Origin of the sequence: Helicobacter equorum (assembly GCF_900198655.1) — a bacterium.
Lineage (GTDB): Bacteria > Campylobacterota > Campylobacteria > Campylobacterales > Helicobacteraceae > Helicobacter_F > Helicobacter_F equorum.
Genome location: NZ_FZPO01000008.1, coordinates 24920 through 37555 on the forward strand (window position 1 = coordinate 24920; position 12636 = coordinate 37555).

A 12636-nucleotide genomic window follows, 5' to 3' on the forward strand; every position below is an offset into this window, starting at 1 on the left:
TTTGTTTTCAACGCAATTCTATGCTGTTTTATATGCTATCTTGCTTGCGGCTATCACGATTTTGGCTGTTTTAAACCCTTTTGGGAATCTCCCACAATTTATTGCGATGACTGAAGAGCTAGAGACTTCACTACGCCAAAGTCTTTTCCGCAATATTCTTTATACTTCTTTTGTTATTGTTGTGTTGTTTTTACTAAGCGGATCTTTTATTATGCGTTATTTGTTTAATGTAGATTTAAATGATTTGCGAATTGCAGGGGGTTTGCTGTTAATTCTTGTAAGTCTTAAGAATCTCCTTTTTCAATCTCACAAGGCAACCACACATTATGCTACGACAAACAAGCGTGAATTATTAGGTCAAAGTATTGTACCTATGGCTTTTCCTATGTTGGTAGGTCCTGGGACGCTTTCTACTAGTATTGTTATCTCTGAAGAAAATGGCACTTTTGTTGCCCTTAGTGCTGTAGTGGTAGCTTTTGCGTTTATGCTTATTTTGTTTCATTTTGCTGCCACAATCGAACGTGTATTAGGAAAACTTGTTTTGCATGTGCTTTCACGAATAGCGCTTGTTTTTATTATGGCAATGGGCGTAAAAATGATGATTATTGGACTTAGGGCAACATTGTTATAAGACACAAACCCTTTGTGATGTGTGCAAAGCTTTGTTTGTAAAATTGTGCGAGAATTTTGTTTGCATTAAAAATACTTAAAGGAGTAATGAATGAGAGTTATACCTACAATTGGTGCAAGGAAACCAAAAACAAATATCCTTAGAGGGATTGTCGCGGCTTTGTTTGTTTCAAGTTGTGCGCTATGGGCAGAATCTGCCACAGATTCACAAAGTATCGCAGAGCTTTTTTACACGCTTAATGGTGATGCAAACGATCCACACAAAAAAATTAATCATACCAAAGGTTTTTGTGCAGTTGGGGAATTTATACCTGTCAAAGGCATTACAAAGACTTATAATATTCCTCTATTAAAGGAATCTAGTATTCCTACTCAAGCGCGTTTTTCACTAGGTGGTGGAAATCCTAAGGCTAGTGATGCGACAAAAGGAAAAGGATTAGCATTAAAAATTGAAGGCAAAAGTGATAGCTGGGAAATCGTAGTGCTTAATACAGAAATTAATTTTGCAAAGAATCTAGAAGAATTTGTAAAGTTTTTTGAAATACGCGTCCCCAAGAATGGAAAAGTGGATTCTGAAAACATCGCTAAGGTTACCAAAGAAACCCCATCTTTTGCAAATTATGACAAATACCTTGCTAAAACACCGATCACACCAAGTGTAGCAAACACGACTTATCACAGCATACATACTTTTTATTTTACAGATTCTAAGGGCAAGAGTATTCCCGCTAGATTTGCCTTCGTACCTGTAGCAGGTGAGAAAGGATTGAGTGCTGATGAAGCAAAAAAACTTGGCGATGATTTTTTAGAATCTGATTTTAAATCCAAAACTGCTAGTAAGCCTATCGAATACAAAATGATGCTTATTTTGGCAAATCCTGATGATATTACAAACGACACGACGGCATTATGGAGTGGCAAACATAAAGAAGTGCAAATAGCAACGCTTAGGATAAAAGAATATGCAGGCAAGGATTGTAATGGTGATGTGTATATGCCAGCAGTATTACCACAGGGCGTTGATGCACCAAAAGATCCGCTTTTTGAAACAAGAAATGAAGTGTATAGTATCACTTTTGGTAAGCGACAATAAGTATAGTATTCTTGCTTGAAGTCCTCTGCTTGGTATTGCAACCACCACCTAATCCCCCATAGAGAATAAACATAGATTCTCAATAGAGGGTTTTAGGGTGATGAGATTTGTTTTAGTCTCTAAGAGTGAGCGTTGTATATAAACAACCTTCAAGTAAGAGGAATACCCTTAGATTTAGTCCGATATTAAAATCTGGTAAAAACCCGCTCACACTTTTTGCAGATATGTGCTACTTGAGGTAAGCATAAATTCTATGTATAAAACATTATAAAAATTTAAAAATATTTTTAACGCTTTAGATTAATAGCTTCTTTTATGAGGTCATCACCAGTAGTAAAAGCTTTGGCATTCATCGAATACCCCCTTTGCATAACGATAAGATCTGTGAGTGCGCTACCTACATCAACATTGCTTGTTTCTAGGTGTTTGTATAATACAGAACCAAAACGCAAATGTTGCCCACTCCAGCCCAATAAAGGTCTACCACTGCTTATATAGGTATCACCATTATTAGAGATTTCTGTCATCTCAAAGAGATTGCCTCCTACCTTACGCAAACCTTGATCATTAACAAAAGCTGATATGCCTACACGTCCCATAGCCTCAAACGCTCCATTGCTAAAAGAAAGGAAAATAATGCCATCTTTATCGATACGTAAATCTTGTAAATGCCCTTCACTGCGACCATCTTGATTTGTTTGGAGTATTTGTGAATCTTGATAGAGTCGGTTGCTGCTACGCTTTTGGTCTATGCCTGCGATATTGTATGTGATTTGTCCATTACCAAATGCAATGGTGATAGGCTGTGTTATAGGATTGCTATTTTCATCAAAAGAAATTTCGTGTGTGCTTACATCTCCTAGTGCAATTGTGCCATCTTGATTAAAAAGTTGTGTGCGCACTTCCCATTTTTCATTTATGCGAGGATCTGTGGTTACATCTGCTGAATTGATAAGATAATAATGACTTTGTAGCAAAAACTTCGCACCACTCTCATCATATACCTCGACATTGCTTTGGTAGCTAGGCACTTCCAAATACGCACTCTCAAAGCTATCATTACCCAATGCTTTCCAGCCTATTTGATCTTGTTTTGGATTTGAGATACCTTCACTTATGCGTTCATATAGTTTGCCTTGGTAATTAACAATCATCTTTGGTGCATAATTTGTCCCTTCTACAAAATCTTGAGGAAGGTTGCGTGCTGAAGCCACAACTTGCTCCCAACCTCCTTCTTGAGGATTACTATTGCCATTAGATTCTGTGCGTCTATAGACATTGCCATTGTAATTGACAAGCTCTCCAACTTGATAACTTGTTCGTTCCTGCCACTCTCCTAAAGCACTTGTGTCTAAGACTTCCCAATTTGTAGGATCTTGTAAGGGTTGGCTATTGCCACTTATGCCAATATATCCAAACACGATACCTTGATCATTGACAATATCACCATTGTTATAGTTTTTACTCGGACGATATTGTGAATCCACACCACTTGCAAAATTCTCATTTCTTCCAGCTATGCCAAGTTTTTCCGCAAGATTCCCGCTAATAGTCATATCTTTTGTTGTATATGTTACATTGGAGAGTTTCAAGCCTACTTTTGAAACGCTACCATCAGGAAGTCGCGTGATATCTAGCCCAATTCCTGCCTTTTGTAAAAGTGTGGTTTTGAGTTCGTTGAATGTGCGGAAATCTTTGCCATAGCGAAGTTCTATATCTTGATTGCGTCCATTATTATTTATAGTAACAAGAATCTTATCAAAGGTTGTGGCATCAAGAGTCTCGCCATTGGTAGAAAATCCATTGAGATCGGCATTTAAAAATCGCTCTTCATCAAATGATCCATCTGGAAGATTATAGACTTGTGTAGCATTGACACTACTTTGTTTTTTGTTGAGGTTTAGGCTTAGATCGACTTTTGTAGTAAGCACAGGTTTATAATACAAATCTTGTGGGATTTGGATAGGCTGAAGTTCGCCTGTAGCAAGTTTAGTAAAGTCTTCATCATTATTGTTGTTAGTAGTAAAAACATTATTATTAATCTTACCTAGATTCACGCCATACATATAGTATCCACTAGAATTGACAATATACCCCTCGCCATCGCGCAAAAAACTTCCATCACGCGTAAAGTAGGTTTTTTGCTTGCTTTCATATCCATCATCTTTGATGACAAAAGATCCGCCTTTGTTTTCGCCTACGACAAACCACCCTTTGCCTTCATATGCGACATCAAACTCCCCATCGCTATTTTTGTAGCTTCCACTTTTGGTAGAGATCGCATTACTTGCTTTTGTAACGCCGTAATTGTAGTCATTATTGATTGCAGAATTTGCGTTGAGTGAATCTAGCGATGAGGTAAAGAGGCTTTCAAATTGTGGTTGATTCTCGCGATATCCTATTGTATTGACATTGGCGATATTATTAGCTAGTGAATCTAAGCCAAATTGATGAGTTTTGATACCACTAAAGGAATTAATCATTGTCCCATTCATAGGCTATGATCCTTATTATAAAACTCAATTGCACTCTGGAGTGGTAAAATCATATCGCCCATTCTTAGCATTGGTGCGCCCTTATCAAAGATAATGCTTTGCACTTCACCACGCCCTACTCGCGCAGTATGATACTGGCTAGTGCTTGAATCAAGATTATATTCTGCACGAATATTGTAACCGCCTGTTGGTAATTGCGTACCATTGTCGCTTTTGCCATCCCAATTAAATTCCACATACCCACTTTTTCCGGCATATTCTTTGAGTGAAAGAGTGCGCACAAGTTCGTTTTGTTGGTTAAAGATATGAATCTTTGGTTCGCCTTGTTGTGCATTGATAGCTTGGTCAAAAAAGATTTGAAATTTCACACTATCACCAGCATTAAGATTGACACCAAAGACATCAGTTTCAGCGATTTTGCCTATCATAGAAACAGATTGGAGGGCATTGAGGGCTGCCATTGCGCTATTAGAGGAAGCGGTGGTTTTCATACCCTCGTTGAGGCTTTCAAGAGATTCTTTCATTTTGGCTTGGAATTCTTTGAGTTCTTTGTTAGTTTCTTGTGTGGATTTCATCGCTTCTGCCACTTCCACCATAGTCTTTTTGTTTTGCTCTTGCATTTCTACTTGTGTGAGTTGTGCAGTTTGTGTAATGATTTTATCTGTTTCCATTGGAGCGGTGGGATCTTGGTTTTTGAGCTGCTCCAAAAATAATCTCATAAATGCATCATTATCAAGTTCATTGATATTTTTTGGATTTTGTTTTTCTATTTTGGCAGTTGCCCCTGTAACTTCCCCTAAATCAATCGCCATTTAAACCCTTTATGCATATTGTGGTATTGTCATAAACATTGTGTGGGTTTCTAAGCTATTTTCATTCCCTTGATGTGCATTATAAGTCTGGGCTTGATTTCTGTGTCCTTGTTGGCGTTTTTGTCCTGAATTCGCATTGTTTTGAGAAAAACTTAAATCAACATTGTTAAAGCCCATTTGTGCGAGATTGTTGCGCAATTCCACTTGATTATTGATAAAGAGATTGATTGCAGTTGGATTAGAAATGACTTGCACTTGCAAATCTTTACCATTTTTGGAGATTGTGAGTTCAAGTGTGCCTAGATTCTGTGGATTTAACTCAAGAGAGAGTTTGGTAATTGGTGGTTTATAATTAAGCACTTCTTGAGTAAGTTGTGAAGCAAAGTTATACACAGATTGTCTTGCTAGGACACTTTTATAGAATATATCAGGTTTGATAGTCTGCATTGTAGGAGTTATGTTAGTTGTTTGGCTTTGGGTTGTCTCTTTAGAGGTTGGTGGTTCTTTGCTTGTTTGTGTGTGGATATGTTGTGCACTTTGTTCTAAATCTTGCAAAAATTCTTCATTAGCTATTTGGGCATTTTGGTTTGTTGATGATTTTTGTGAGTCTTGTGGTGTGTGAGAATGTTGGGATTGTTGTTTGGAATCCCCATTTTGTGTAGATTCTGTATTGGCTTGTGTGGTTTTTGCGTGTGGTTGGGTGCTAGATTTTTGAGATGTTTCTTGGTTTTTTGCTTTTGGTGCGTGATTTGTTTGGTGTTCTGTTGTAGTGATTATATCTTTGGTTTCTTGGAGATTTATATTTTCTGGCATATGCAACGAATCTTCTAACATATCTTGTGTGATTTGCATACCCTGTGCTAACATAGGAGCATCTATGGGAGAAGATTTTTGGATAGATTCAGTATTTTCTTTGGGAGATTGTTTGGAATCTAGTTTTGTATCTGATGTTTTATTTTGTGTATTTTGAGAGTTTTGGGTAGTTTTTGTTTGTGCCTCTTTGGGTGTTTTTGATTTTTTTTGATTTTTTTGTGTGTTTGTCGTGGCGTTGTGAGATGTATCGTTAGTATTAGGTATTTCAAGGTTTTGGAGTGATTCTTGGGTGCTAAGCGGCTCTTGTATAACTTGAGATTGCGTATTTGGGGCTTTAGAATGCTGGACTTGTTGGCTTTTTTGTGGTGCCTTTCCCTCTTGTGTTGCTATAGTCTCTTTAGTGTTGGTTGGTGTATTTTTAGGTGCGCTATCTTGCGTTTTGGCATTAGTTTTTTGTGAAGCTTTTGTTTTTTTCTCACTTTTAGGATTTTGTGAGGCATTGGGTGTTGCCTCTAATACATCTTGCTTAGCTTTGTCGGGGTAAATCCTTTGGACCAAGCATCGACCCTAGTGTAGTGACGCTTTGTTCTGTCTTACCTTCTTCATAGATATTAGAAATTTTGCTTGTGATATTTTGTGGTTTTTTGGTGCCGCGGTTAATCACTGCCACACGATCTTCTAGGTTTTCCATTTCGTATTGAATCTTTTGCTTAGCGGATTTTGGTGTTGCTTTAGGTTTTGGTTGTATTTCTTGTGCTTGGCTACTTACATTTGTAGGATTTAATCCCTTATCTTTGGCGAGTTCTTGCACATCATCGAGAGTTTTTGGTGCTTGATCCTTTGTATAAGGTGCTATTTTAGGTTGCATACCTGTGTTTTGAGCTTGTAGAGCTTGTTTGTCTTGAGCGATTTTTGTGCCTTGCTCTTGTGTAGCCTTGAGTGCTTGAGTAAGTGGCGTATCCTTTGGTGCTTGGGGTGGCGTAGCAGTGCTTTGAGATTTTAATGCTTCTGGTGTGAGTGAGGCAGCCAAAAGCTCTGTGGTTTCTGGTGTATGTTTTTTGGGTGTTTGTTCTTTTTTTTGGGTGGATTCTGCTAGTTTTGAACTATCTTTTGGCGTTGTTTTGCTTTCTTTTGTGTCTTTTACTTGGGTTGGCTTTGCTGCTACTTGTGTTTGTGTACTTTTAGTTGTTAGTCTTTCGAGGTTTTGTGTAGTTTCTTTTAAATATTTCTCAAATTCTGAATTACGCGTAGAAGTTTTTTCTACAAGCTTTTGGGCTTTTGGTTGTGTTTGCAAAACATCTTCTATCATAACTATACTCCTAAGCGTAAAATCTTAGGGATCATAAAGCAAAATATATTCCCTTATCGAGTTTGGTTTTTGATACGCAACGAGTTTAGTACCACAATAATTGAGCTAAAACTCATTGAGAGTGCAGCAAAAAGCGGTATGATAAGCCCACAAATTGCAATGGGAATAGTAAGGGCATTATACATAATGCTTAGCAGTATGTTTTGCTTGATTGTCTTAAAAGTGATTTTGGCTAAATGCAAAGCATTTTGCATACTTTGCAAGCTATCATCAAGGATTATAACATCGCTACTTAAAATAGCTATATCACTTCCAGCACCCATAGATATGGCTATATCACTTTTACTTAGTGCAAGGGCGTCATTAATCCCATCACCCACCATAACTACCTTATGTGTTTTTGCTTTTAGATTCTCAATATATGCCCCTTTATCTAGTGGAGAAAATTCTGCGTGATATTCACTTATTCCAAGCTCTTTGGCGCATTTTTGCACACTTTGTGTCCTATCGCCACTAAGCAAAATTGTATGTATATGTTGGGATTGTAGATACGCTATAAGTTCTTTGGCATAGGGCTTTGGTGAATCTTGTAGTTCAAAAACTGCCACAAGCTCCCTACCTTTTGCAAATCCAAACATCATACCTTCACCAAGTTCTAATACAGGGATTATCACACCTTGTTCTTGCAAGAATGCAAGGCTACCACCAAGCACAAGTTCCCCTTCATAGTAGCCACACACACCCTTAGAATCTATTTGCTGAAAGGATTGTAAATGCACGAGGTGCGGATTTAGGTGCGCATAGTGTGTGCGGACATATTCACATACACTAAGAGAGATAGGGTGTTTGCTTGTATGTGTGAGTGTGTAAAGTAGGCTAACGCTTAGAGAATCTAGCAAGTCTGTATGCGTAGCATACACCTGTGGTTTTCCCATAGTGAGTGTGCCGGTTTTGTCAAAAACAATTGTGTCTATTTTGGCGAGGGTTTCTAAAAAACTCGCTTGTCGAAATAAGATATGCTTTTTGTAGCCTTGAGAGATTCCTATGATTGTGGCTATTGGTGTGGCAAGGGCGAGGGCACAAGGACACGCGATGATAATAACTGAAATAGCGATAATCATTGCACCTTCTGCACCTTTGTCGCTTAGCACATACCAGCCCATAAAACATAAAAGTGCGATAGCCAAAATCGTGCGTGAGAAATTTTGTGAAATACTATTGGCAAGATTCTGTATAGATGGTTTGTGAGCTAGACTTTGTTCTACGAGATTAAGAAGTTTGCTCATGAGGCTATCATTAAAACTTTTAGTTGCTTTGTAGAGAATCTTATGGGTGAGATTGATAGATCCGGATATGACTTCTTGCCCTGATTGAAGTTCTAGGGGCATACTTTCGCCATTAATAGCCTTGGTATCAAAAAGCCCTTTTTGGCTTAGCAAGATTCCATCAATGGCGATTTTTTCACCAGGCAAACTCATAATCACATCGCCTATTTGCACTTCTTGAGGTTTTTTGATTTCTAGTGTGCGTTCATCGCCGTTTTTGCAAATAGTGATATTTTGGGGTAAAAATGCATAGATAGCCTCCAAACTCTCTCCAGCACTTTTTTTGCTACGCACTTCCAAAAATTTTCCAATCAAGACAAAGGTAATAATCATACTCACAGATTCAAAGTATGTTTCCCCACTATGCGTGATAGTGGCATAGATTGAGTAGAGATAAGTAAGCGTTGAACCCACCGCTACAAGCATATCCATACCAATAAAGCCATTTTTTAACCCATAGTATGCCCCTCTATAAAAGATAAATCCTGCATAAAATAGCGTAAGCGAACAAAGGATGAATGAGGCGATATTTAGCACATTGCGTACGTATGCTTCTATCCCAAGAAAATAGCCACTATATTGAGCTACAGCAATCCACATAATATTCATCGTGCAAAAAAGGGCAACAATGACACGCGTGTAATATTCTTTTGTTTGTTTTTTATCCGTGTTTTCTTGGAGTTGTGGATCATACGCGTAGGCGTCATAACCGATACTTTGTATAAGCCGTATGATTTGAGAAAGCGTGATGATTTGAGAATCCCATGTGATATATAAGCGATTGTTGGTGTAATTGATACTTGCACTTTTTATACCCTTTTGGGAGTTTAGCACTTGCTCATTAAGCCATACACAAGCCGCACAATGAATATGCGTAAGAATGAGTGCACAGCTATTAAGATTAGGATTTTTTGAATCTATGCGGATATATTTTTGTGCGAAGCTAGGCGAATCAAAAAAATTTAAATCTTGTGTATCTTGTGTAGGCGGTGTGAGAGCGACATCGCCTCTTTTGGCATAAAAACTCCCTAAATCTGCTTTTTGGAGAAGCATATATACGCCCTCACAACCACTACAGCAAAAATACAAGTCCTCACCATTATAGGGAACTTTTTTGAGTGCGTGTTCTTCATAAGTGATATGGCAGTGGCTACAATGTCTTAGCACCTTATTGCACCTTATTCCTTTGGGCTTTAGGGATTTTGGGTTTGCATTGTAGCGTAGCTTTGATAAAAGTTAAAGGGAGTCTCTGTTAAAATGTGCTTCTACCAACATATTTTTAAGGAAGTGCGTGGAGAAGTTATTACAATGTTTTGAATATATCAAGCGTTATCATGTCGATATGCTAGATTCTATAAGCATTATGTTAGAACTTTTTATCATCAAGAATTCTTATCCCAATAGCCTAAGGGAATTTATAGCTTTAGGATCCAAACGCAAACCAATCGCCCAAAGCCTTAATCATAGACTCGAAGAGATTGTGAGCAAGGAACTTTTTATCGCCATTAATCCAAACATTAACTTTTTAAAAACCCTCAAGCTTATTCAAGATACGGATACGACTTTGAGTAATATCGAGGAATTTTTGCATATCATTACACAAAAAAAGACCTCTAACAAGCTCTACTTTTATTCCACGCCTTTAGAAATTAATGAGCTTCTTGTGCGACTTTTGGATATACAAGGTGATGAAAAAATTTATAATCCTTGCTACGGGATTGGCACATTATTTTTGATGATTTCCCAGATTCTGTATGCCAAGCAACCAAATACACCAATAGCCCTTTATGGCGAGGAGTTAGATGCTCGTCTTGCCAAGGTAGCTAAGCTCACATGTAAACTTGCTAATATCGATTATCATCATCTTATCGTTAATGACATTTTAAAAGCACCATTTTTTGAACAAAAATTTGACAAAATTATTTGTAACCCTCCATTTAGTGCGCATATAGGCGTGGAATATCTTAAAGATGATAAGCGTTTTAGTGGATTGCATTCTTTGGCAAAAACATATGCCGAATGGGTTTTTTTAATCCACGCTTTGTATTATCTAAAAAAACGCGCAGTGTTTATTTTGCGCACACAAACTTTGCAAAAATCTAGTCTTGAGAGTGAGTTTATGCAGAGATTTTATAAGCAAGGCTTGATTGAAGCAATTATCGAATTACCCAAAAATATTTTTCCTCACCAAAACGCAGATTTTTGTGTGCTTGTCCTCTCGCCAAACAATCAAGAGATTTTAAGCATTGATGCTAAGGGTGAGCATTTTTGGAAAAAAGATGGCAAATACAATCGCCTTGTGAATCTTGATGAAATCACAAAAGCATTTTTTGCGCGTAAAGAAAATGATTTTTGCTTTCTTACGCCTTATACACATATCACTTCCTATAATCTTCCACTTACGCGCAAAGACACACCACAAAGCGAGGGCATTACCCTTAGTGCTTTGGGTGTGGAAGTATTTCGCGGACAGCGTGTATATGGGGGAAAAAATGATACACGCATAGAATATTATGATGTTGGTTTGGCAGATTTTAGTGAATATGGGTTTAGCGAGGAATTTTATACCAAGCGCTTTTTGGGTGATCGCCTCAAAGTGCAAAAATATGCGCTAAAGCCCTATGATATTTGTCTTTCACTACGTGGAAACACTCCAAAGGTAACTATTTTTAGTCCAAATATCGCACACAAATTTGCTGTCGCAAATGCGGGGATTGTGATCGTGCGATGTGCAAATTCCAGGCAAGCTATTGGGCTATATTGTTATTTTTACTCCCATAATGGACAAAGTGCATTAAGTGCATTGTACGAACATTATACAAAAAGTATTGATGTAGAGAGCCTTAAAAGCCTTATGATACCCACAGATTTTGAATCCCATTCCACACAAAAGTTTGAAAAAATATGCAAGTTTTCTACACAACTTAAAGATATAAAAGATTCTCTAGAATTATTGCGAGGATAAACAAAGGTGGCTATACATATACAAGAAAGTGGGGTTATTAATGTCCGAAGTGGTGAAAATGTCCGCGTGATAATGCCAAGTAATTTGTATGGTTGCACTTTGGGTGATGATGTGTTTGTAGGACCATTTTGTGAGATTCAAAATGATGTATATGTAGGTTCACGCACAAGAATTCAAAGCCACAGCTTTATTTGTTCGCTTGTGGAAGTGGGTGAGGATTGTTTTATAGGGCATGGTGTGATGTTTATTAATGATCTTTTTAGTGATGGTGCACCAGCAGATTCTAAGACAAAATGGCGTGCTACCAAGATTGGCAATAATGTCTCTATCGGATCAAATGCTACAATCTTACCTGTGTGCATTTGCGATAATGTCGTGATTGGCGCAGGAAGTGTAGTCACCAAAGATATAGCAGTGAGTGGATTTTATGCGGGGAATCCAGCGAGATTATTACAAATAATGGAGAAGGAATGAATACATTACGGCATGTAGCCATTATTATGGATGGTAATGGGCGTTGGGCGAGTGCCAAGGGGAAAAATCGCACTTTTGGACATAGGCAGGGAGCAAAAGTCGTGCGCGAGATTACAAAATATTGTGCCGGGCAAAATATCAAATACCTCACGCTATATGCGTTTTCTACCGAAAATTGGTTACGCCCAAAATCAGAAGTGGATTTTTTGATGAAGCTTTTGGAGCATTATTTGCAAAGTGAGCTAGCAGTCTATCAAAACAATAACATACGCTTTGTCGTCATCGGCGATGTGGAGGGATTAAGCAAAAAACTTCAAAAACTCATACACGCTATGCAAGATGCCACCGCACAAAATACGGGCTTAACGCAATTTTTGGCTCTAAATTATGGAGCAAAAAATGAAATTGCACGATCTGCGCTCTCTCTTTATGATCGCAATGTATTTACACAGGCAAAAACGCTTAAGCGTGAACAAGCCATTGAATACATAGCAAAAAATATCGAAAACACCCTTGATACACGTGGGGCAAGTGATGTGGATTTGCTAATACGCACAGGTGGGGAAATGCGACTTTCAAACTTTTTGCTTTGGCAATGTGCGTATGCGGAGTTGTTTTTTACCCCAACACTTTGGCCAGATTTTAGCGCCAAAGAATTAGAAAGTATTTTACAAGATTTTTATCACAGAATCCGTAGATTTGGCGGACTCTAGATGATAA

The 12636-nt window shown here is 37.9% G+C and carries 9 protein-coding genes and 1 pseudogene; 5 read left to right on the top strand and 5 right to left on the bottom strand.

Annotated features, from left to right (window positions below):
• Position 1: 1 nt before the first annotated feature.
• Positions 2-631: a MarC family protein gene (locus C6H22_RS01510; protein WP_233706990.1), complete on the top strand. Its 630-nt coding sequence runs from the start codon at positions 2-4 to the stop codon at positions 629-631.
• A gap of 90 nt (positions 632-721) precedes the next feature.
• Positions 722-1723, top strand: coding sequence for a catalase family peroxidase (locus C6H22_RS01515; protein ID WP_104693578.1), 1002 nt, complete (start codon positions 722-724; stop codon positions 1721-1723).
• A gap of 287 nt (positions 1724-2010) precedes the next feature.
• Here the strand turns inward: C6H22_RS01515 and C6H22_RS01520 are convergent, their stop codons facing one another.
• From C6H22_RS01520 to C6H22_RS01540, 5 genes and pseudogenes are all read right to left on the bottom strand, one after another.
• Complete coding sequence (locus tag C6H22_RS01520) at positions 2011-4218, bottom strand: flagellar hook-basal body complex protein (protein ID WP_104693579.1); 2208 nt, start codon at positions 4216-4218, stop codon at positions 2011-2013.
• An 8-nt stretch (positions 4219-4226) separates the two neighbouring features.
• Positions 4227-5030 (bottom strand): annotated as a pseudogene (gene flgD, locus C6H22_RS01525) (flagellar hook assembly protein FlgD); the annotation flags it as partial.
• A 9-nt stretch (positions 5031-5039) separates the two neighbouring features.
• Positions 5040-6401 carry a flagellar hook-length control protein FliK gene (locus C6H22_RS01530; RefSeq protein ID WP_104693581.1) on the bottom strand — a complete coding sequence of 454 codons (1362 nt, stop codon included), beginning with the start codon at positions 6399-6401 and terminating at the stop codon, positions 5040-5042.
• Positions 6370-7152 (bottom strand): hypothetical protein, encoded by a 783-nt coding sequence (locus tag C6H22_RS01535; RefSeq protein ID WP_104693582.1) that lies wholly within the window; start codon positions 7150-7152, stop codon positions 6370-6372. Before C6H22_RS01535 ends, C6H22_RS01530 begins: the two co-directional genes overlap by 32 nt.
• Positions 7153-7205: 53 nt before the next feature.
• Entirely contained in the window at positions 7206-9644 is a 2439-nt protein-coding gene (locus tag C6H22_RS01540) for a heavy metal translocating P-type ATPase (protein WP_104693583.1), read from the bottom strand.
• A gap of 124 nt (positions 9645-9768) precedes the next feature.
• Between C6H22_RS01540 and C6H22_RS01545 the strand changes: the two genes are divergently transcribed.
• From C6H22_RS01545 to C6H22_RS01555, 3 genes are read left to right on the top strand one after another with little or no spacing between them, the layout of a single operon-like run.
• Positions 9769-11442 (top strand): N-6 DNA methylase, encoded by a 1674-nt coding sequence (locus C6H22_RS01545; RefSeq protein WP_233706986.1) that lies wholly within the window; start codon positions 9769-9771, stop codon positions 11440-11442.
• A 12-nt stretch (positions 11443-11454) separates the two neighbouring features.
• Complete coding sequence (locus tag C6H22_RS01550; protein WP_104693642.1) at positions 11455-11916, top strand: acyltransferase; 462 nt, start codon at positions 11455-11457, stop codon at positions 11914-11916.
• Positions 11913-12629: a di-trans,poly-cis-decaprenylcistransferase gene (locus C6H22_RS01555; RefSeq protein ID WP_104693584.1), complete on the top strand. Its 717-nt coding sequence runs from the start codon at positions 11913-11915 to the stop codon at positions 12627-12629. Before C6H22_RS01550 ends, C6H22_RS01555 begins: the two co-directional genes overlap by 4 nt.
• The last annotated feature ends 7 nt before the right edge of the window (positions 12630-12636 follow it).

Excerpts from the sequence above, each read along its gene's own strand:
- C6H22_RS01515 (WP_104693578.1), top strand. The coding sequence starts at position 722 with ATGAGAGTTATACCTACAATTGGTGCAAGGAAACCAAAAACAAATATC.
- C6H22_RS01520 (WP_104693579.1), bottom strand. The coding sequence starts at position 4,218 with ATGAATGGGACAATGATTAATTCCTTTAGTGGTATCAAAACTCATCAA.
- C6H22_RS01535 (WP_104693582.1), bottom strand. The coding sequence starts at position 7,152 with ATGATAGAAGATGTTTTGCAAACACAACCAAAAGCCCAAAAGCTTGTA.
- C6H22_RS01555 (WP_104693584.1), top strand. The coding sequence starts at position 11,913 with ATGAATACATTACGGCATGTAGCCATTATTATGGATGGTAATGGGCGT.